This window comes from Bacillus sp. MN7755 (assembly GCF_054771475.1).
The window spans coordinates 186,407-208,331 of record NZ_BTRL01000005.1 but is presented as its reverse complement, the minus strand read 5'-3'; the positions used below and the strand labels follow the sequence as shown (position 1 = coordinate 208,331).

At 37.8% G+C, this 21,925-nt stretch carries 19 protein-coding genes, 1 pseudogene and 1 riboswitch; of the genes and pseudogenes, 16 read left to right on the top strand and 4 right to left on the bottom strand.

Features of this window, described 5'->3' with window-relative positions:
• Window positions 1-190: pseudogene (locus ACYVEC_RS04235) on the bottom strand (hypothetical protein); the annotation flags it as partial.
• A gap of 387 nt (window positions 191-577) precedes the next feature.
• A riboswitch (purine riboswitch) is annotated at window positions 578-679 on the top strand.
• Window positions 680-789: 110 nt separating this feature from the next.
• On the opposite strand from ACYVEC_RS04235, the gene purE reads away from it, so the two are divergent.
• The 12 genes from purE (at window position 790) to purD (ending at window position 13,698) form a co-directional block, all read left to right on the top strand.
• Complete coding sequence (gene purE / locus ACYVEC_RS04230) at window positions 790-1,275, top strand: 5-(carboxyamino)imidazole ribonucleotide mutase (protein WP_000839367.1); 486 nt, start codon at window positions 790-792, stop codon at window positions 1,273-1,275.
• On the top strand, window positions 1,272-2,423 hold the full coding sequence (purK, locus tag ACYVEC_RS04225; RefSeq protein WP_063221556.1) for a 5-(carboxyamino)imidazole ribonucleotide synthase: 1,152 nt from the start codon (window positions 1,272-1,274) through the stop codon (window positions 2,421-2,423). The genes purE and purK overlap by 4 nt, the downstream gene beginning before the upstream one ends.
• Window positions 2,420-3,727 carry an adenylosuccinate lyase gene (purB, locus tag ACYVEC_RS04220; RefSeq protein ID WP_060629311.1) on the top strand — a complete coding sequence of 436 codons (1,308 nt, stop codon included), beginning with the start codon at window positions 2,420-2,422 and terminating at the stop codon, window positions 3,725-3,727. Before purK ends, purB begins: the two co-directional genes overlap by 4 nt.
• A gap of 88 nt (window positions 3,728-3,815) precedes the next feature.
• The gene (purC, locus tag ACYVEC_RS04215) at window positions 3,816-4,535 is read left to right on the top strand and encodes a phosphoribosylaminoimidazolesuccinocarboxamide synthase (RefSeq protein ID WP_063221557.1); all 720 of its coding nucleotides are present in this window, start codon (window positions 3,816-3,818) and stop codon (window positions 4,533-4,535) included.
• The gene (purS, locus tag ACYVEC_RS04210; RefSeq protein ID WP_063221558.1) at window positions 4,528-4,782 is read left to right on the top strand and encodes a phosphoribosylformylglycinamidine synthase subunit PurS; all 255 of its coding nucleotides are present in this window, start codon (window positions 4,528-4,530) and stop codon (window positions 4,780-4,782) included. Before purC ends, purS begins: the two co-directional genes overlap by 8 nt.
• Window positions 4,779-5,462, top strand: a complete 684-nt coding sequence (gene purQ / locus ACYVEC_RS04205) for a phosphoribosylformylglycinamidine synthase subunit PurQ (protein WP_048375606.1) — start codon at window positions 4,779-4,781, stop codon at window positions 5,460-5,462. Before purS ends, purQ begins: the two co-directional genes overlap by 4 nt.
• Complete coding sequence (gene purL, locus ACYVEC_RS04200) at window positions 5,446-7,665, top strand: phosphoribosylformylglycinamidine synthase II (protein ID WP_063221559.1); 2,220 nt, start codon at window positions 5,446-5,448, stop codon at window positions 7,663-7,665. Before purQ ends, purL begins: the two co-directional genes overlap by 17 nt.
• Window positions 7,650-9,065, top strand: coding sequence for an amidophosphoribosyltransferase (purF, locus tag ACYVEC_RS04195; protein ID WP_000879028.1), 1,416 nt, complete (start codon window positions 7,650-7,652; stop codon window positions 9,063-9,065). Before purL ends, purF begins: the two co-directional genes overlap by 16 nt.
• A gap of 101 nt (window positions 9,066-9,166) precedes the next feature.
• Window positions 9,167-10,207 carry a phosphoribosylformylglycinamidine cyclo-ligase gene (purM, locus tag ACYVEC_RS04190; protein ID WP_063221560.1) on the top strand — a complete coding sequence of 347 codons (1,041 nt, stop codon included), beginning with the start codon at window positions 9,167-9,169 and terminating at the stop codon, window positions 10,205-10,207.
• Window positions 10,204-10,791, top strand: coding sequence for a phosphoribosylglycinamide formyltransferase (gene purN / locus ACYVEC_RS04185; protein WP_098557202.1), 588 nt, complete (start codon window positions 10,204-10,206; stop codon window positions 10,789-10,791). Before purM ends, purN begins: the two co-directional genes overlap by 4 nt.
• Before the next feature lie 24 nt (window positions 10,792-10,815).
• Entirely contained in the window at window positions 10,816-12,351 is a 1,536-nt protein-coding gene (gene purH / locus ACYVEC_RS04180) for a bifunctional phosphoribosylaminoimidazolecarboxamide formyltransferase/IMP cyclohydrolase (RefSeq protein ID WP_063221562.1), read from the top strand.
• A 75-nt stretch (window positions 12,352-12,426) separates the two neighbouring features.
• A complete protein-coding gene (gene purD, locus ACYVEC_RS04175; RefSeq protein ID WP_242256145.1) occupies window positions 12,427-13,698 on the top strand; it encodes a phosphoribosylamine--glycine ligase in 1,272 nt (423 codons plus the stop codon).
• A gap of 36 nt (window positions 13,699-13,734) precedes the next feature.
• Here purD and ACYVEC_RS04170 read toward each other — a convergent pair whose 3' ends face one another.
• The 3 genes from ACYVEC_RS04170 to ACYVEC_RS04160 all read right to left on the bottom strand — a co-directional run bounded on the left by ACYVEC_RS04170 (window position 13,735) and on the right by ACYVEC_RS04160 (window position 15,359).
• The gene (locus ACYVEC_RS04170) at window positions 13,735-13,899 is read right to left on the bottom strand and encodes a type II toxin-antitoxin system antitoxin (protein ID WP_001085171.1); all 165 of its coding nucleotides are present in this window, start codon (window positions 13,897-13,899) and stop codon (window positions 13,735-13,737) included.
• Window positions 13,900-13,915: 16 nt separating this feature from the next.
• Window positions 13,916-14,761 carry an SPFH domain-containing protein gene (locus ACYVEC_RS04165; RefSeq protein WP_242256143.1) on the bottom strand — a complete coding sequence of 282 codons (846 nt, stop codon included), beginning with the start codon at window positions 14,759-14,761 and terminating at the stop codon, window positions 13,916-13,918.
• A gap of 220 nt (window positions 14,762-14,981) precedes the next feature.
• Complete coding sequence (locus ACYVEC_RS04160; RefSeq protein WP_063221565.1) at window positions 14,982-15,359, bottom strand: YgaP family membrane protein; 378 nt, start codon at window positions 15,357-15,359, stop codon at window positions 14,982-14,984.
• A 312-nt stretch (window positions 15,360-15,671) separates the two neighbouring features.
• Here ACYVEC_RS04160 and pcrB point away from each other — a divergent pair, with 312 nt between their 5' ends.
• From pcrB to ACYVEC_RS04140, 4 genes are read left to right on the top strand one after another with little or no spacing between them, the layout of a single operon-like run.
• A complete protein-coding gene (pcrB, locus tag ACYVEC_RS04155) occupies window positions 15,672-16,361 on the top strand; it encodes a heptaprenylglyceryl phosphate synthase (RefSeq protein ID WP_063221566.1) in 690 nt (229 codons plus the stop codon).
• A gap of 12 nt (window positions 16,362-16,373) precedes the next feature.
• Entirely contained in the window at window positions 16,374-18,617 is a 2,244-nt protein-coding gene (gene pcrA, locus ACYVEC_RS04150; RefSeq protein WP_199677698.1) for a DNA helicase PcrA, read from the top strand.
• 15 nt (window positions 18,618-18,632) lie between these two features.
• The gene (gene ligA / locus ACYVEC_RS04145; protein ID WP_063221567.1) at window positions 18,633-20,642 is read left to right on the top strand and encodes an NAD-dependent DNA ligase LigA; all 2,010 of its coding nucleotides are present in this window, start codon (window positions 18,633-18,635) and stop codon (window positions 20,640-20,642) included.
• A 16-nt stretch (window positions 20,643-20,658) separates the two neighbouring features.
• Complete coding sequence (locus ACYVEC_RS04140; RefSeq protein ID WP_199677699.1) at window positions 20,659-21,843, top strand: CamS family sex pheromone protein; 1,185 nt, start codon at window positions 20,659-20,661, stop codon at window positions 21,841-21,843.
• The last annotated feature ends 82 nt before the right edge of the window (window positions 21,844-21,925 follow it).

Sequence of the window (21,925 nt, the reverse complement as noted above, 5' to 3'; positions counted from 1 at the left end):
AATAATCGTAAAGAGGAAAAAAGAGTGAAAATGAGGCTATTCAAAGTAATAGTAATGATTTTTTGTTTTCTAGGTTTTCCGATTGCTCCTAAAATAATGCCTATGTTAGGAAACGTTATTTCTACCATAAGTATATATTTTAAATAATGAGAGTAAAAAAGTAGGATGATAGAAATAAGTATTCAATCATTATAGCAATGACTACGATACAAAGGAATAAATATGAAAAGAGTGTAGTTGTTTTTTCATTATTGTCCTTCTTATAAATCAAATGAATATAAACGATATGCTTTATCCCGCTATTTGCCGGACAGTAAGACCCTCACCTCAAAATTTAGCGACAGCAAAGAAGTTAGGTAGGGTTCAGGCTGTCCGTAAAAGCTCGATTGGTGTGAGCTAATAATCAGTGGGGGTGATAGATCTCTAGAAATATATATTCTAATTTCTTATCCTTCTTGCATATAGTTACAATTATTCTTTTGAATATAACTAAAACACGAACGTTATGAGTGACTAATAAAAAAACATTCGATTATTTATTGACATTGTTTATGAAATATTGTTAATATAGCCATAGAAAGAATAATATATAAGACCTCATATAATCGCGGGGATATGGCCTGCAAGTCTCTACCTAACGACCGTTATTCGTTAGACTATGAGGGAAAGTCACTCGGTATTTTTCTATTCACAAGGGATACGTATGCCTGAGTAGAGCACTTTCTCTCATAGTAAAAGAGAAACTGTTCTATTTCAGGCTTTTTTTATTTGAATCGGGGGGATTCTAATATGAAATCACTAGTTGGAGTCATAATGGGAAGCACGTCAGACTGGGAAACAATGAAATATGCTTGTGACATTTTAGATGAATTAAATATACCGTATGAGAAAAAAGTTGTATCCGCTCATCGGACTCCGGATTATATGTTTGAATATGCAGAGACGGCTCGTGAACGTGGATTGAAAGTTATTATTGCTGGAGCTGGTGGAGCAGCGCATTTACCAGGAATGGTTGCTGCGAAGACGAATCTTCCTGTAATCGGAGTTCCAGTTCAATCAAAAGCGTTAAACGGCTTAGATTCATTATTATCTATCGTCCAAATGCCAGGAGGGGTTCCAGTTGCAACTGTTGCAATTGGTAAGGCTGGTTCAACAAATGCTGGTTTACTTGCTGCACAAATACTTGGATCATTCCATGATGACATACATGATGCATTAGAATTGAGAAGAGAAGCAATTGAAAAAGATGTGCGCGAAGGTAGTGAGCTAGTATGACGAGAATCATTTTACCTGGAAAAACAATCGGTATTATTGGAGGCGGCCAGCTAGGAAGAATGATGGCATTGGCAGCTAAGGAGATGGGATATAAAATTGCTGTTTTAGATCCTACAAAACATTCACCATGTGCACAAGTTGCTGATATTGAAATTGTTGCATCATATGACGATTTAAAAGCAATTCAGCATTTAGCAGAGATCAGTGATGTTGTCACATATGAATTTGAGAATATTGATTATAGATGTTTACAATGGCTTGAAAAACATGCTTACTTACCGCAAGGCAGTCAGTTGTTAAGTAAAACGCAAAATCGTTTTACCGAAAAGAATGCAATTGAAAACGCGGGACTACCAGTAGCAACGTATAGATTGGTCCAAACTCAAGAGCAGCTTACTGAAGCAATCACCGAGTTATCATATCCTTCCGTCTTAAAAACAACGACAGGTGGATATGACGGGAAAGGGCAAGTTGTTTTAAGAAGTGAAGCTGACGTTGATAAAGCACGAAAGCTTGCGAATGCAGCAGAATGTATTTTAGAGAAATGGGTGCCTTTTGAAAAAGAAGTATCAGTTATTGTAATTCGTAGTGTAAGTGGTGAAACGAAAGTATTTCCGGTAGCAGAAAATATTCATGTAAATAACATTTTGCATGAATCTATTGTTCCAGCTCGCATTACAGAAGAACTTTCTCAAAAAGCAATTGCTTATGCAAGGGTGCTCGCGGATGAACTAGAACTTGTGGGAACACTAGCGGTAGAGATGTTTGCTACAGCTGATGGTGAGATTTATATTAATGAATTAGCACCAAGACCTCACAATTCAGGACACTATACACAGGATGCATGTGAAACGAGTCAATTTGGTCAACATATTCGAGCGATCTGTAATTTACCTCTTGGAGAAACAAATTTGTTAAAACCAGTTGTCATGGTAAACATTTTAGGCGAACATATAGAAGGGGTCCTAAGACAAGTGAATAGATTAACCGGGTGCTATTTACACTTGTATGGAAAAGAAGAAGCAAAAGCGCAGCGGAAAATGGGGCATGTTAATATTTTAAATGATAATATTGAAGTCGCTCTAGAAAAAGCGAAGAGTTTGCATATTTGGGACCATCAAGAACAACTGTTGGAGGGAAAAAGATGATTAGTCGTTATACACGCCCAGAAATGGGTGCAATTTGGACGGAAGAGAACAAATTTAAAGCGTGGTTAGAGGTTGAGATTTTAGCTTGTGAAGCATGGGCTGAGCTTGGCGATATTCCAAAAGAAGATGTTAAAAAAATTCGTGAGCATGCATCATTTGATATTGATCGTATTTATGAAATTGAAAAAGAGACACGTCATGACGTAGTTGCATTTACTCGTGCTGTATCAGAAACACCAGCATTAGGTGAAGAACGTAAATGGGTTCATTACGGTTTAACATCTACAGACGTAGTAGATACAGCGTTATCTTACATCTTAAAACAAGCGAATGAAATCATATTAAAAGACTTAGAAAACTTTGTAAGCATTTTAGCTAACAAAGCGAAAGAGCATAAATACACGATCATGATGGGAAGAACACATGGTGTTCATGCAGAACCAACAACATTTGGTTTAAAACTTGGTCTTTGGTATGAAGAAATGAAACGTAACGTAGAGCGTTTCAAACAAGCTGCAGATACTGTTCGCGTTGGTAAACTATCTGGTGCGGTTGGTACATACGCGAATATTGATCCATTCGTAGAAAAATTTGTTTGCGAAAACTTAGGATTAGAAGCAGCGCCAATTTCAACACAAACATTGCAACGTGATCGCCATGCTCATTACATGTCAACACTTGCATTAATCGCAACATCTATCGAAAAGATGGCAGTTGAGATTCGTGGTTTACAAAAGAGTGAAACACGCGAAGTGGAAGAAGCTTTCGCAAAAGGTCAAAAAGGTTCTTCTGCAATGCCACATAAACGTAATCCAATTGGATCTGAAAATATGACTGGTTTAGCTCGTGTTATCCGCGGTTATATGATGACAGCTTATGAGAATGTTCCATTATGGCATGAGCGTGATATTTCGCACTCTTCGGCAGAACGCGTAATTTTACCAGATGCTACAATCGCGTTAAATTACATGTTAAATCGCTTTGGTAATATCGTTAAAAACTTAACTGTATACCCAGAGAATATGAAACGCAATATGACAAGAACATACGGCTTAATTTATTCTCAACGAGTAATGCTTACGTTAATCGACAAAGGTATGGTACGTGAAGAAGCTTACGATATCGTACAGCCTAAAGCGATGGAAGCTTGGGAAACACAAGTACAATTTAAAGAACTTGTAGAAGCTGATGAGCGTATCACAAGCAAATTAACACAAGAAGAAATTAATGAATGCTTCAACTATGAGCATCATATGCAACACGTTGATACAATCTTTGAACGCCTTGGATTAAACGAAGCGTAAAATTTCATATGGCACAGAATAGAGTCATTCTGTGCCATTCTTTATAAAAACATTATTCACATTTTTCAAACTACAGGGGGCTTGCGAAATGCAAAAGCTAGAATTGCTGTATGAAGGTAAGGCAAAAAGAATTTATCGTACAGAATCAGCAGATATGGTTTGGGTAGAGTACAAAGATAGTGCGACTGCTTTCAATGGGGAGAAAAAAGAGACGATTACAGGAAAAGGTCGTTTGAACAATGAGATTACAACTTTATTGTTCAGAAAGTTACAAGAAGTAGGAATTAAAACACACTTTGTTGAGAAGTTATCTGATACAGAACAACTTGTTAAAAAAGTGAGTATTATTCCTTTAGAAGTTGTCACTAGAAATGTAATTGCAGGAAGTCTTTCAAAACGATTAGGAATGGAAGAGGGAACTGTACTTGCAGAACCAATCGTAGAATTTTACTTCAAAGATGATGATTTAGGAGATCCGCTTGTAACGGAAGATCATATTCGTGTATTAAACGTTGCATCGCCAGAGCAAGTAAGCGTATTACGAGATATGGCTCTACAAATCAATCAAGTGTTGATTGATCATTTCGCAAGCTGTCGTGTAAGGTTAGTAGATTTTAAATTAGAGTTTGGTGTAACCGATGAAGGAGAAATCATTTTAGCAGATGAAATTTCACCAGATACTTGCCGTTTATGGGATGAAACGAGCAATGAAAAGTTTGATAAAGACGTATTCCGTCGCGGTCTTGGAAATTTAACAGATGCTTATGAAGAGATTTTAAAACGTTTAGGGGGAATTTCACATGTATAAAGTTAAGGTATATGTAACATTAAGAGAAAGCGTATTAGATCCACAAGGAACAGCGGTAAAAGGCGCACTTCATAGTCTTTCATTTACAGAAGTACAAGACGTTCGAATCGGAAAGTACATGGAACTAACAATTGATAAATCAGTATCTGATCTTGATACAAAGGTAAAGGAAATGTGTGAAAAACTATTAGCAAACGTTGTAATGGAAGACTTCCGTTATGAAGTTGAGGAGGTTGTCGCACAGTGAAATTTGCAGTAATAGTATTTCCAGGTTCGAACTGTGATGTCGATATGTTCCATGCAATTAAAGATGAGCTTGGCGAAGAAGTAGATTACGTTTGGCACGATACAGAAAATTTAGATGAATATGATGCAATTTTATTACCAGGTGGATTCTCTTACGGTGACTACTTACGCTGCGGTGCTATTTCTCGCTTTGCGAATGCAATGAAAGCAGTGCAAAAAGCTGCTGAGCAAGGAAAGCCGATTTTAGGCGTATGTAATGGATTCCAGATTCTTGTTGAATCAGGATTACTACCAGGGGCATTAATGAGAAACGAAAACTTAAAATTTATGTGCCGCACTGTTCAGTTGCGTGTTGAAAATAATGAAACGATGTTTACATCACAATATGAAAAAGATGAAGTAATCAATATTCCAATCGCACATGGTGAGGGGAATTACTATTGTGATGAAGAAACTCTTAAAAGATTAGAAGAGAATAATCAAATTGCATTCCGTTACGTAGAAAATCCGAACGGTAGCGTATCAGATATTGCTGGTATTGTAAACGAAAAAGGAAATGTACTTGGTATGATGCCACACCCAGAGCGTGCTGTAGATGAATTACTTGGCGGTGCTGAAGGGTTAAAAGTCTTTCAATCTATCTTAAAACAGTGGAGGGAAACATATGTCGTTAATGCTTGAACCAAATCCAACACAAATTAAAGAAGAGCGCATATATGCGGAAATGGGGCTAACAGACGAAGAGTTTGCCATGGTTGAAAAGATTTTAGGCCGTCTGCCAAATTATACAGAAACAGGATTATTCTCTGTTATGTGGTCTGAACATTGTAGTTATAAAAATTCAAAACCAGTGCTTCGAAAATTCCCAACAACAGGTGAGCGTGTTCTGCAAGGGCCTGGGGAAGGTGCTGGAATTGTAGACATCGGTGATAATCAAGCGGTTGTATTTAAAATGGAAAGCCATAACCATCCTTCAGCTATTGAACCATATCAAGGAGCAGCAACAGGCGTGGGTGGTATTATCCGTGACGTATTCTCTATGGGAGCGCGTCCAGTAGCTCTATTAAACTCACTTCGATTTGGGGAATTACAATCACCACGTGTGAAATATTTATTCGAAGAAGTAGTAGCAGGGATTGCAGGATACGGTAACTGTATCGGTATTCCGACTGTTGGCGGCGAAGTACAATTTGATCCATGTTATGAAGGAAATCCACTTGTAAATGCAATGTGTGTAGGCTTAATTAACCACGAAGACATTAAAAAAGGGCAGGCACACGGAGCTGGAAATACGGTAATGTACGTAGGAGCATCTACTGGTCGTGACGGTATTCACGGTGCAACATTTGCATCTGAAGAACTATCTGAAAGCTCGGAAGCGAAGCGTCCAGCAGTTCAAGTAGGGGATCCATTTATGGAGAAACTTCTTATTGAAGCTTGCTTAGAACTTATTCAGTCGGACGCACTTGTTGGAATTCAAGATATGGGAGCTGCCGGTTTAACTTCATCTTCTGCAGAAATGGCGAGTAAAGCAGGTATGGGTATTGAAATGTACTTAGATGATGTACCACAGCGTGAAACAGGAATGACTCCATATGAAATGATGCTATCTGAATCACAAGAGCGTATGCTAATCGTTGTGAAAAAAGGTAGAGAACAAGAAATAGTAGATTTATTTGAGAAGTATGGCCTTGCAGCAGTTACGATGGGGAAAGTAACAGAAGATAAAATGCTTCGTTTATTCCATAAAGGTGAAAAGGTAGCGGAAGTGCCAGCAGATGCTTTAGCAGAAGAAGCACCAATTTATTATAAGCCATCAAAAGAAGCGGCATACTTTGCTGAATTCCAAGCAATGAAAATGGAAACGCCAAAAGTAGAAGATTATAAAGAAACGTTATTTGCTTTATTACAGCAACCAACCATTGCAAGTAAAGAGTGGGTTTATGATCAATATGATTATCAAGTACGCACAAGCACAGTTGTTACACCAGGTTCAGATGCAGCAGTTGTACGTGTACGCGGTACAGAAAAAGGATTAGCGATGACGACAGATTGTAACTCTCGCTATATTTACTTAGATCCAGAAATGGGCGGTAAAATTGCAGTAGCAGAGGCAGCTCGTAATATCGTATGTTCTGGCGGAGAGCCACTTGCAATTACAGATTGCTTAAACTTTGGTAACCCAGAAAAACCAGAGATCTTCTGGCAAATTGAGAAATCAGTAGATGGTATGAGTGAAGCTTGTCGTACATTACAAACGCCAGTTATCGGCGGAAACGTATCGATGTATAACGAGCGTAGTGGGGAAGCGGTATATCCAACACCGACTGTTGGGATGGTCGGTCTTGTACATGACTTAAAACACGTAACAACACAAGAGTTTAAGCAAGCTGGTGATTTAGTTTATGTAATCGGTGAGACGAAAGCTGAGTTTGGTGGAAGTGAATTACAGAAAATGATTCACGGCAAAATTTTCGGTCAATCACCAAGCATCGATTTAGATGTAGAATTAAAACGCCAAAAACAAGTATTAGAAGCAATTCAAGCTGGCCTTATTCAATCAGCACATGATGTTGCTGAAGGTGGTTTAGCAGTTGCAATTTCTGAAAGTGCAATTGGTGCTAACGGCTTAGGTGCTACTGTGAAATTAGTTGGAGAAGCAACAGCTGCATTATTTGCTGAATCACAATCTCGCTTCGTTTTAACTGTAAAACGTGAAAATAAAGAAGCATTCGAGAAAGCGGTAGAAGCAATTCAAGTTGGAGAAGTGACAAATACAAATGAAGTAACAATTCATAATGAAGAGAATGAAGTATTGCTTACAGCAAATGTAGATGAAATGAGAAAGGCTTGGAAAGGGGCAATCCCATGCTTGCTGAAATAAAGGGGTTAAATGAAGAATGTGGCGTCTTTGGAATTTGGGGGCATGAAAATGCGGCACAAGTTTCATACTACGGATTGCACAGTTTACAGCACCGTGGGCAAGAAGGCGCAGGCATTGTCGTAAATAATGGGGAAAAAATCGTCGGTCACAAGGGGTTAGGTTTAATATCGGAAGTGTTTTCAAGAGGTGAGCTAGAAGGATTGAACGGAAAATCAGCAATCGGACACGTACGATACGCGACGGCTGGTGGAAGTGAAGTAGCTAACGTTCAACCATTATTATTCCGTTTTTCTGATCATAGTATGGCATTAGCTCATAACGGAAATTTAATTAATGCAAAAATGCTTCGCCGCGAATTAGAGGCAGAGGGAAGTATTTTTCAAACGAGTTCAGATACAGAAGTACTTTTACATCTTATTAAGCGTAGTACGAAAGATTCTTTAATTGAAAGTGTAAAAGAGGCACTAAATAAAGTGAAAGGTGCGTTTGCATACCTTTTACTAACTGGAAATGAAATGATTGTTGCGCTAGATCCAAATGGGTTCCGTCCTCTTTCAATTGGAAAGATGGGTGATGCTTACGTTGTAGCATCAGAAACATGTGCTTTCGATGTAGTAGGTGCAACATACATTCGTGATGTAGAACCGGGTGAATTACTTATCATCAATGATGAAGGAATTCACGTAGATCGTTTTACAAATGAAGTAGATCATGCAATTTGTAGTATGGAGTACATTTACTTTGCACGTCCGGATTCTAATATTGCAGGTATTAACGTCCATGCAGCACGTAAAAACATGGGGAAACGTTTGGCGGCAGAAGCTCCTATTGAAGCTGATGTTGTTACTGGTGTGCCAGACTCTAGTATTTCAGCAGCAATTGGTTATGCGGAGGCGACAGGTATTCCGTATGAGTTAGGACTAATTAAAAATCGTTACGTTGGACGTACGTTTATTCAACCTTCTCAAGAACTGCGAGAGCAAGGGGTTAAGATGAAACTTTCAGCAGTAAGAGGTGTAGTTGAAGGAAAACGAGTTGTTATGATTGACGATTCTATCGTAAGAGGAACAACAAGTAAACGAATTGTTCGTATGCTTCGCGAGGCTGGAGCGACAGAAGTCCACGTAAGAATTGCGTCACCACCTCTGAAATATCCATGCTTCTATGGCATTGATATTCAAACGAGAAAAGAATTAATTGCAGCAAATCATACAGTAGAAGAAATTCGTGAAATAATCGGTGCAGATTCATTAACATTTTTAAGCGAAGATGGATTAGTAGATGCAATTGGACGTCCATATGAAGGGAAATATGGCGGTCTATGTATGGCTTACTTCAATGGAGACTATCCAACAGCACTTTATGATTATGAGCAAGAGCTTTTAGAAAGTATGAAATAAGAAGAAAAAAGCTTCTACTTCTTTTGAGGTAGAAGCTAGCTTCTTTCTTAAAACGGCCAGCCCTAGATAGGGAGAAATTAAAAGACGAGGTGTAGATAACGATGGCGAATGCATATAAGCAAGCGGGAGTAGATATTGAAGCTGGATATGAAGCGGTATCTCGCATGAAAAAACACGTACAAACAACTATGAGAAAAGAAGTACTAGGCGGTTTAGGCGGTTTTGGAGGTATGTTTGATCTATCAAAATTTGCATTAGAAGAACCTGTATTAGTATCTGGAACAGATGGTGTGGGAACGAAATTGATGCTCGCTTTTATGGCAGATAAACATGACACAATTGGTATTGATGCAGTAGCAATGTGTGTAAATGATATTGTTGTCCAAGGAGCAGAGCCGCTTTTCTTCCTTGATTATATTGCTTGTGGTAAAGCTGAACCTAGTAAAATTGAAAACATCGTCAAAGGTATATCAGAGGGCTGTCGCCAAGCAGGTTGTGCATTAATTGGTGGAGAAACAGCTGAAATGCCAGGAATGTATTCTACAGAAGAGTATGATTTAGCTGGCTTTACAGTTGGAATTGTTGATAAAAAGAAAATTGTAACAGGTGAAAAGATTGAAGCTGGTCACGTATTAATAGGCTTAGCATCTAGTGGTATTCATAGTAACGGTTATTCTTTAGTAAGAAAAGTATTGCTAGAAGATGGAGAACTATCTTTAGATCGTATTTACGGACGCTTAGAACTACCTCTCGGTGAAGAATTATTAAAACCAACGAAAATTTATGTCAAACCTATTTTAGAACTATTGAAGAAATATGAAGTATACGGTATGGCGCATATTACAGGTGGCGGATTCATTGAGAATATTCCACGTATGTTACCAGAAGGAATCGGTGCAGAAATTGAATTAGGATCTTGGCAAATTCAACCGATCTTCAGTTTACTTCAAGAAGTGGGAAAACTAGAAGAGAAAGAAATGTTCAATATTTTTAACATGGGTATTGGTATGGTAGTAGCAGTGAAGGAAGAAGAAGCAAAAGATATTGTTCGTCTTCTTGAAGAGCAAGGGGAAACAGCTCGTATTATTGGACGTACTGTACAAGGGGCTGGCGTTACCTTTAACGGGGGCACAGAACTATGAGTAGATTAGCAGTTTTTGCTTCTGGAAGCGGATCTAACTTTCAATCTCTCGTTAATGCAGTAGAAGAGAAAAGATTGGATGCAGAAATTAGTTTATTAGTATGTGATAAACCAGAAGCACGTGCTGTTGGTCGGGCGCATTATCATCATATTCCATGCTTCGCCTTTTCAGCGAAAGCATATGAGTCAAAAGAAGTGTTTGAAACAGAGATATTAAAGAAGCTAGAAGAATATAAAATTGATTATGTTATTTTAGCTGGATATATGCGTTTAATTGGGCCAACGTTACTAGAAGCATACGGCGGGAAGATTATTAATATTCATCCATCACTACTACCGAGTTTTCCAGGTAAAGATGCTGTTGGTCAAGCGTTAGAAGCAGGTGTGAAAATAACTGGAGTAACAATTCATTATGTAGATGCAGGTATGGATACAGGACCAATTATTGCGCAAGAAGCAGTAGTTGTTTCTGAAGGGGATACGAGAGAAAGCTTACAAAAGAAAATTCAACAAGTTGAACATAAATTATACGTAAATACAGTGAATCAAATTGTTCAATCTGTGAAAGAACCAACTGTTAACTAACATACAACCAGGGGTGAAGGATCAATGAAAAAGCGTGCATTAGTAAGTGTTTCAGATAAAACAGGAGTAGTAGAATTTGTTAAAGGTTTACTAGAACAAGGGATCGAAGTTATATCAACAGGTGGTACGAAAAAATTACTAGAAGAAAACGGCTTACAAGTAATCGGTATTTCTGAAGTAACTGGGTTCCCAGAAATTATGGACGGTCGTGTGAAAACATTACATCCAAATATCCATGGTGGTCTATTAGCAGTTCGCGATAATGAAACACATGTAGCGCAAATGAATGAATTAGGTATTCAACCAATTGACTTTGTTGTTGTTAACTTATACCCATTTAAAGAAACAATCGCTAAGCCTGATGTAACATTTGCTGATGCAATTGAAAATATTGATATCGGTGGCCCGACAATGATTCGCTCTGCAGCGAAAAATCATAAGTTTGTGTCTGTAATTGTAGATCCAGTAGATTATGATGTTGTATTAGCAGAACTGAAAGAGAACGGTGAAGTAACAGATGAAACGAAACGTAAATTAGCAGCGAAGGTATTCCGTCATACAGCAGCATATGATGCGCTAATTTCTAATTACTTAACAGAGCAAATGGGTGAAGAAAGTCCTGAAACATTAACTGTGACATTTGAGAAAAAACAAGACTTACGCTATGGAGAAAATCCACATCAAAAAGCGACTTTCTATAAAGCACCATTCGCAGCAACTTCTTCTGTTGCATATGCGGAACAATTACATGGTAAAGAATTATCTTATAACAATATCAATGATGCAGACGCAGCGCTTAGTATCGTAAAAGAATTTACAGAGCCAGCAGTAGTAGCGGTAAAACATATGAATCCATGTGGTGTTGGAGTAGGTACTGATATTCATGAAGCATACACACGCGCTTATGAAGCGGATCCAGTATCAATCTTTGGAGGAATTATTGCAGCGAATCGTGAAATCGACAAAGCTACAGCTGAAAAGTTACATGAAATTTTCTTAGAAATTATTATTGCACCTTCTTTCTCAAAAGAAGCTTTAGAAGTGTTGCAAGGTAAGAAAAACTTACGTTTACTAACTGTAAATATTGAAAAAGCGACAAGTGCGAGCAAAAAACTAACTTCTGTACAAGGTGGTCTTCTTGTTCAAGAGGAAGATACGTTATCATTAGATGAAAGTACAATTTCAATTCCGACGAAACGTGAACCGTCAGAGCAAGAGTGGAAAGATTTAAAACTAGCTTGGAAAGTTGTAAAACATGTGAAATCAAACGCAATTGTTTTAGCGAATGATAACATGACAGTTGGTGTAGGTGCAGGACAGATGAACCGCGTAGGTTCTGCAAAAATCGCAATTACACAAGCTGGCGAAAAAGCACAAGGTAGCGCACTTGCATCTGATGCTTTCTTCCCAATGCCAGATACAGTAGAAGAAGCAGCAAAAGCTGGTATTACAGCAATTATCCAACCAGGTGGATCAATTCGTGATGAGGATTCTATTAAAGTGGCAGATAAGTATGGGATTGCGATGGTGTTCACTGGCGTACGTCATTTCAAACATTAATAGAGTAATTTTAGAAGAAACAAACTAGGAGCATAGCTTCTAGTTTGTACTTATTTAAATATTGGGGGATGAAATATGAATGTTTTAGTAATCGGCCGCGGTGGGCGTGAGCATGCTTTAGCTTGGAAATTTGCACAGTCTGAAAAGGTAGAAAAAGTGTATGTAGCACCAGGTAATGAAGGTATGCGAGATGTTGCAACACCTGTTGATATTGATGAAAATGATTTTGATACATTGGTCTTATTTGCAAAAGAGAATAATGTTGAGTTAACTTTCGTTGGACCAGAAATTCCGCTTATGAATGGAATTGTTGATCGTTTTAAAGAAGAGGGACTTCGCGTATTTGGTCCGAATAAAGCGGCTGCTGTTATTGAAGGTAGTAAAGCTTTTACTAAAGAATTGATGAAAAAATATAATATTCCAACTGCGGCGTACGAAACTTTTACAGACTATGAAGAAGCAGTACAGTACATTGAAAAAGTTGGTGCACCAATTGTTATTAAGGCAGACGGCTTAGCGGCTGGTAAAGGTGTAACGGTAGCGATGACGCTTGAAGAAGCATTACAGGCTGTGAAAGAAATGCTACAAGATGTAAAGTTCGGTGAAGCAAGTAAGAAGGTCGTTATTGAAGAGTTTTTAGATGGACAAGAATTTTCATTAATGGCATTTGTGAATGGAACAACTGTGCATCCGATGGTAATTGCGCAAGATCATAAACGAGCTTTTGATGGTGATAAAGGTCCGAATACAGGCGGAATGGGTGCGTATTCCCCAGTACCACAAATTCCGGAATCAGCAGTTCAAGAGGCGATAAAAACGGTATTACATCCAACTGCTAAGGCGATGATTGCAGAAAACCGTTCGTTTACAGGTATTTTATACGCAGGTCTTATTTTAACAAATGATGGTCCAAAGGTAATTGAGTTTAATGCTCGCTTTGGTGATCCTGAAACGGAAGTTGTATTACCTCGCTTAGAAAATGATTTAGTTGATGTATGTAACGCTGTATTAGATGAGAGTGAACTAACGTTACAATGGTCAGAAGAAGCAGTTATTGGTGTTGTACTTGCTTCGAAAGGATACCCAGAAGCATATAAAAAAGGTGATATTATTAGCGGACTAGATGCATTGCAAGATGTGATTGTTTTCCATGCGGGTACAGCGATGAAGCATGGGGACTTTGTAACAAACGGTGGCCGTGTACTATTTGTTGCTTGTAAGGCGAATAGTTTACAAGAAGCGAAAGATAAGGTGTATAAAGAAATTGGTAAAATTGAGAGTGATGGTCTATTTTACCGAGGTGATATAGGGTATCGCGCCATTGGGCATGAGATGACGAGAAATTAATATGTGAAAAATCCCGCTGAGAAATCAGCGGGATTTTTATGCATCTTTATCCTTTTTCAATTTACCTTTTTGCTTTGCCATTTCTCGAAGTAAATACTCGATGTGTGCATTGACGCTACGAAACTCATCATTCGCCCATTTTTCGATGACTGCATGTAATTCAGGATCAATACGTAATGGAAAGCTTTTCTTTTTAGCCATAATGATTTACAGCCTTTTAGTATAGGCTTCCTGTATTAATAACTGGTTGCGCACCTTTATCTGAAACGATGGCAACTAATAAGTTGTTCACCATACTCGCTTTACGCTCGTCATCGAGTTCCAGTACGCCTTCCTCATCTAACATATGGATTGAATCTTTCGCCATCTTCACAGCACCTTCAACAATTTCTTTTCTAGCAGCTAATACTGCTTTTGCTTGTTGACGTTGTAGCATTGCATGGGCAATTTCTGTTGCATAAGCTAAATGTGTTAAACGAGTTTCTAATACTTCTACGCCAGCGATTTCAAGGCGCGCCTCTAACTCGCGTTTTAATTCTTCGGAGATTTCTTCAGTATTTCCGCGTAACGTGATGCAAGTTTCATCTTGGAAATTGTCATAAGGATATTTTGTTGCGACGTGGCGGATTGCTGTTTCACTTTGAATTTCTACAAATCGATCGTAATGTTCAACACCGAACATTGCTTTTGCAGAATCAACAACTTTATATACGATGACGGCTGCAATTTCAATCGGATTTCCCTCAACATCGTTTACTTTTAATTTCTTACTATTAAAATTTTCAACACGCAACGATACAGTTTGACGGAATGCGAATGGAATCGTTAAAAATAAACCGTTTTGACGAATTGTTCCTAAATAATTACCGAAAAACGTAATGACTTTCGCTTGATTTGGTTGAACAATACCAATACCTGTAGCGATAACTACTGCTAAAAGAAGTGTGACTGCTGCTACTATGAAAATTTCTTGTACAAGGAAAAATACACCGATAGCGGCTAAAATTAAAATCCCGATAATACCGAGAAAACCATTTACATAAAAAACTTGTTTTTCTTTCATATGATCGCCTCCTGATATAAAAATGATATCACTTTTATATCATTTTAAGCAAGGGGTTTACACCTAATTTTCTGAATTTTATTGATTAGGTATCTCTTATGTACATTTTAAGATTAAAAACAAGAATGTACGTTCTGTTTTATGGTAAAATAAAGAAGACTTAACCGCCCACTGCAGCAGCTAAGTCCCTTTGAGAGCATCTTGCATCGTGACAAATGATTCAAAGCGGTTTTGCCAGGATTATATCTTCAATCGCTGACTCAATCTCTTTGTCAGAAGCGTCATAACTTCCATTTGACTTTGGTTTGTCGTGACTGGAAGTTTGATTCACTTCTTCTTTAGTATGTCCCTTTTCGGCAAAATTCATGCTAGGCATTTTAAATGCCCCCATATTCATGTATTTTCCGAATTTCCACATTTCAACAACAGGGCAGAAACGAACAATTCCCTCTGCAACTTTCATTGCACCAATCCATAGCAAGACGTTAGACCAAGTGCACCAAGGTTTGCGTACGAGTTTAGTTGCACTACAACCGAAGAGGACAAGTCCGAGTGTAATTCGAATTAGGGCATTTATTGTACCGATATTTTGCTTCATTAGAAAAACACTCCTTTTTATGAAAGTTGAAATAGATAATACTATTTCTTTTATTAGTATCCCGTTTGATTTTTGGGATATGTAATCCAACATTTGACGTGGAAAAAGATGTTGGAATGTGCGTGTGTGTAAGTAGCTTTTTTTGTTATAATGAAAGAATGCATAAAAGGAACTTCAAAATTAAATCCTCTCGTTTAAAAAATATGGAAGAGGTAATTCCAAACTTAATTCTCCGTTTTAAAACAATAATGATGAAAATAAACTGTTATTTTGAACAGAAATATATAACTCGAGAAAAGAAAGGGTGTTTTCATGTACGATATTTCCGGGTGGAAACATGTATTTAAGCTTGATCCAAATAAGGAGTTAAGTGATGAACATTTAGAGATGATTTGTGAGTCTGGAACAGATGCTGTTATTGTAGGCGGAAGTGATGGAGTGACAATTGATAATGTACTACACATGCTAGTTAGCATTCGTAGATATGCAGTTCCTTGTGTATTAGAGGTTTCTGATGTGGAAGCAATTACACCAGGATTTGATTTTTATTATATCCCAAGCGTTTTAAATAGCCGAAAGGTGGAATGGGTAACAGGTGTTCATCATGAGGCTTTGAAAGAATTTGGGGATATTATGGACTGGGACGAAATTTTCATGGAAGGATATTGTGTTTTAAATCCTGAAGCGAAAGTAGCCCAGCTTACAGATGCGAAATGTGATGTAACAGAGGATGATGTGATTGCATACGCGCGTTTAGCAGATAAGCTATTACGTTTACCGATATTTTATTTAGAATATAGCGGTACGTATGGCGACATTGAACTTGTTAAAAATGTAAAAGCAGAATTAAAACAAGCGAAGTTGTATTATGGCGGCGGTATTTCTAATGCAGAGCAAGCGAAAGAAATGGCGCAGTATGCTGATACAGTAGTTGTTGGAAATATTATTTATGATGATATAAAAGCAGCGTTAAAAACAGTTAAAGCAGTAAAAGGAGAGTAGGTGCAGGCGTATATGAGTACAACAGATAGGTTATTAAATGGTTTAAATCCGCAACAACAAAAAGCAGTACAAACAACAAATGGACCACTTCTATTAATGGCAGGTGCAGGTAGTGGTAAAACACGTGTGTTAACACATCGTATTGCGTATTTACTTGGTGAAAAAGGTGTAGCACCATGGAATGTACTAGCTATTACCTTTACAAATAAAGCAGCTCGTGAAATGCGCGAGCGTATTGATACACTTGTCGGACCAGAAGCAGAAGATATTTGGATTTCGACGTTCCACTCTATGTGTGTACGTATTTTACGACGTGATATCGATCGTATTGGTATTAATCGTAACTTTACAATCTTAGATTCAGGCGATCAGTTAACTGTAGTCAAAAAAATTATGAAAGAGCGTAATATTGATCCGAAGAAATTTGAGCCGCGCTCTATTTTAGCTGGTATTAGTAATGCGAAAAATGAATTGTTATCTGCAGATAAATATGCGAAAAAAATTACAATCGCTGATCCATATGAAAAATTAACGAGCGATGTATATACAGAATATCAAAAACGTCTTTTGAAAAATAATTCATTAGACTTTGATGATTTAATTATGACAACGATTCAGCTATTTGAACGTGTTCCAGAAGTACTAGAGTTTTATCAGCGTAAGTTCCAATATATTCACGTGGATGAGTATCAAGATACGAACAAAGCGCAGTACCTTCTTGTTAAACATTTAGCAGCACGTTTTAAAAATTTATGCGTTGTAGGTGACTCAGATCAATCTATTTACCGCTGGCGTGGTGCGGACATTTCCAACATTTTGTCATTCGAAAAAGACTATGAGAATGCGCAAGTTATTCTGTTAGAACAAAACTATCGTTCGTCACAAAATATTTTAAATGCAGCGAATGCTGTTATCGAAAAAAATACGAATCGTAAACCGAAGAAATTATGGACAGATAATCAAGTTGGAAGCAAAATCTCGTATTATCGTGCTGCAACGGAAAAAGACGAAGCATATTTTGTTGCGAAAAAAATTCGTGATGATATTCAAATGGGAAAACGAAAATATACTGATTTTGCAGTGTTATATCGTACAAATGCTCAGTCTCGTATGGTCGAGGAGATTTTCCTGAAATCTAATATTCCTTACAAAATCGTCGGCGGTACTAAGTTCTACGACCGTAAAGAGATTAAAGATATTTTGGCGTATTTACGTTTAATTGGGAATCCAGATGATGAGATTAGTTTCGCACGTATTATTAACATGCCAAAGCGCGGAATTGGTGCGACTTCTATCGATAAAATTATTAATTACGGTGTACAAAATGGAATTTCATTAACTGCTGTATTCGATGAGATTGAGCATGTTGGAGTAAGTGCAAAAATTACAAAGGCAGTAAAAGAATTCGCAGGTTTATTACACAACTGGGTAAATATGCAAGAGTATTTATCTGTTACAGAATTGGTAGAGGAAGTTATTGAAAAAACAGGCTATCGCGATATGTTGAAAAACGAGCGTACTTTAGAAGCAGAAGGTCGTTTAGAGAACTTAGATGAGTTTTTATCTGTTACGCAAACATTTGAATCTCAAAGCGAAGATAAGAGTCTTGTTGCATTCTTAACAGACTTAGCGCTTGTTGCTGACATTGATCGTGTAGATGAAGATCCAACTGCTGGTGAGGAAGTTATTTTAATGACGATGCACTCAGCAAAAGGATTAGAATTCCCAGTTGTCTTTATTGTAGGTTTAGAGGAAGGAATATTCCCTCATACACGTTCTCTAATGGAAGAAGATGAAATGCAAGAAGAGCGTCGTCTCGCTTATGTAGGTATTACTCGTGCAGAAGAAGAGTTATATTTATCCAATGCACAAATGCGTACTTTATTTGGTAGAACAAGTATGAATGCCGCATCTCGATTTATTACAGAAATCCCGGCAGAATTAGTGGAATCATTAAATGAAACAGCGCCGAAGCGTGAAACTTCGTTTGGGGCAAAAGGAAGAACGACAAGTACAAGTAAAACGACAACTACCACACGTTCTCGTTCAGCTTTCGCGCGTCCTGCAGCTAAGACAACAGGTGGCGAACAAATCGGCTGGGCAGTAGGCGATAAAGCTTCCCACCAAAAATGGGGAGTCGGTACAGTTGTAAGTGTAAAAGGTGAAGGTGATGCAAAAGAATTAGATATTGCGTTCCCAAGCCCAATTGGTGTTAAACGTTTGTTAGCAAAATTTGCACCTGTGACGAAACAATAGGAAAGGAATGAGGATATGTCAAAAGAGATAGCAAAAAAACGTATAGAAGAACTGCGTGATTTGTTAAATACATTTAACTATCAGTATCACGTATTAGACAATCCTTCTGTTTCTGATGCGGAGTATGACCGTAATATGCAGGAGCTTATAAAATTAGAAGCAGAGAACCCAGAATTTATGAGTGAAGACTCTCCCTCCGTTCGCGTTGGGGGAGCTATTCTTGATATATTTGAAAAAGTAACACATAAGTCACCAATGTTAAGTTTAGGGAATGCATTTAACGAAGGAGATTTACGCGATTTTGACCGCAGAGTACGTCAAGGAATTGATGGTGCGAATGTAAGATATATATGCGAATTAAAAATTGACGGGCTTGCTGTTTCACTTCATTATGAAAAAGGACGCTTTATTCAAGGAGCGACACGTGGTGATGGTGTAACAGGGGAAGATATTACTCAAAATTTAAAAACGATTAAAGCGATCCCGCTTCGTTTAAATGAAGAAGTAACGTTAGAAGCACGAGGCGAAGCTTATATGCCGAAGCGTTCATTCGTTAAGTTAAATGAAGAAAAAGAACAAAATGGTGAAGATGTATTTGCGAATCCGCGTAATGCGGCAGCAGGTTCAATACGCCAACTTGATCCAAAAATTGCAGCGAAGCGTAATTTATCTATGTTTGTATACGGTCTTGCGAATGTAGAAGAAAAAACAATTCCATCACATAGTGAATCGCTTGATTTCTTAGGTGAACTTGGATTCAAAACAAATCCAAATCGTCGTACATGTGAAACAATTGAAGAAGTTATAGCTTATGTTGAAGAATGGCAAGAAAAACGTCCGCATCTTGATTATGAGATTGATGGAATCGTGATAAAAGTAGACGATGTTGCTCTTCAAGAAAGCTTAGGAACTACAGCAAAGAGTCCAAGATGGGCAATCGCTTATAAATTCCCAGCTGAAGAAGTTGTAACAAGATTAACAGGTATTGAATTAAGTGTTGGCCGTACAGGTGTTGTAACACCAACTGCAGAGCTAGAGCCAGTGCGAGTGGCTGGTACTATCGTTCGTCGTGCTTCTTTACATAACGAGGATTTAATTCGCGAAAAAGATATTCGAATTGGTGACTACGTTGTTGTGAAGAAGGCCGGAGATATTATTCCTGAAGTTGTGAACGTTATTTTTGATAAGCGTACTGGTGAGGAAGAAGAATATCATATGCCAACGCATTGTCCAGCATGTGAGAGTGAACTAGTTCGTTTAGAAGAAGAGGTAGCACTTCGTTGTATAAATCCAACTTGTCCAGCTCAAATTCGAGAAGGGCTAATCCATTTCGTTTCAAGAAATGCAATGAATATTGATGGACTTGGAGAACGTGTCATTACACAACTCTTTGATGCTGATTATATTCGTACATTTGCTGATTTATATTCGTTGACGAAAGAGCAATTATTGGAACTAGAACGATTCGGTGAAAAATCAGCAACGAATTTAGTACAAGCAATTGAGAATTCTAAAGAGAACTCATTAGAGCGATTATTATTTGGTCTTGGAATTCGCCATGTTGGAGCGAAAGCAGCACGTACATTTGCTGAGCATTTCGAAACGATGGATGCGCTTGTGAAGGCAACGGAAGAAGAATTAAAAGCAATTAATGAAATTGGCGAAAAAATGGCTCAATCCGTCGTAACGTATTTCGATAATGAAGACGTATTAGAGTTATTACAACAATTTAAAGAATACGGAGTGAACATGACATACAAAGGCATAAAAATTGCTGATTTACAAAACGTTGAGTCGTACTTCGCTGGAAAAACTGTCGTTTTAACGGGGAAATTAGAAATTATGGGACGTAGTGAAGCGAAGAAAAAAATTGAGGCATTAGGTGGAAAAGTAACCGGAAGTGTTAGTAAAAGTACGGATTTGGTTGTTGCAGGTGAAGCGGCAGGTTCGAAATTAGCACAAGCGGAGAAGCATAATGTTGAGGTTTGGAATGAAGAGAGGTTCTTACAAGAGCTAAATAAGTAAGAGGTGCAAACTTACCATGAAAAAAATAGCATTAGCGGTATTAAGCCTTGGTCTACTTGTAAGTGGGTGTAGCGCAGGTGCCGACAAAGATGAAAAAGTGGTTGAGAAATCGGGGAAAGCAAAAGAGCAATCAGTTGTTCCAAAATACGCTATTTCAGATGAATATTATAAGACGACTGTTCCATTTGATGGTGGAGAAGCACGCGGGTTAGTTGTGCAAGGATTAAATAGTCGCCTTGATATAGATGAGTTTGAAACAGGATTAATGCGAATTGCGAAAGAATCATTTAGTACGAAAGATAATGTTTTAAAAGGCGGAAAGTTCCTAAATACTCAGTATATACAGATGCTTGTTAAAAGAAAACGTACAGATGCAGAACAAAAGGAACTAGAAGATAAATTAAAAAAAGATGCGGTTAACTTCCCGAATATAGGGTTAAATCCCGCATTAGGTGCAGGATCCGAATCACTAGAAGTGAAAAATAACAAAAGTCCAATATATATTTCAAATATTTTAGAGCATGATTATTATGTGAACAAAAATGAGCTTAGTGGCATTGTAGTTGGATTAGCGATGAATTCGGTTCATTATTACGAGGAAGAGCATGGTTATCCACGTGAGGCTAAAATCGAGCAAGAAAAAATGTTAGCTGAAGGGAAAAAAATGGCGCAAGAAATCTTGAAAGTTATGCATCAAAAGGACGCTGAGACAAAAACTGTTCCGATTACATTTGCAATTTATCGTCAATCTCCAAAATCTTCGCTCGTACCAGGTAATTTTGTTTCTTATGCAAATGTAGAAAAAGGTAGTGAAACGGTTGAGGATTGGAAACAAATTAATGAGAAATATTATTTGTTCCCATCTGAACAAGCGAAAACAGATAATAAACGTGAAGATCTGGCGAGAGTATCAAACTTTAAAGCAAAACTAAGCGATTATTTCCAAGGCGACTATACAGCTGTTATCGGTACTGGTATGTATAGAGACGATGAATTAAGAGAAATAAAGCTTGATATTCCTGTCCAATTTAATGGGAAAGCAGAAATAATTGGCTTTACACAATATGTAGCCGGGCTTGTTATGGAATACTTCCCGAATTATATGAGGGTGCAAGTAACGATTAAATCTGTAGAACGCCCAGAAGCGATTATTATACGTGAAGCGAAGCAAGATGAACCGTTTGTGAAAATTTTAGATTAAATAGGAGGGCCGTTCCTTTATGGAACGGCTTTTTTTCTCGATAAATTTTGTTATAATTTAAAATGTTATAAAAAATGGGGGT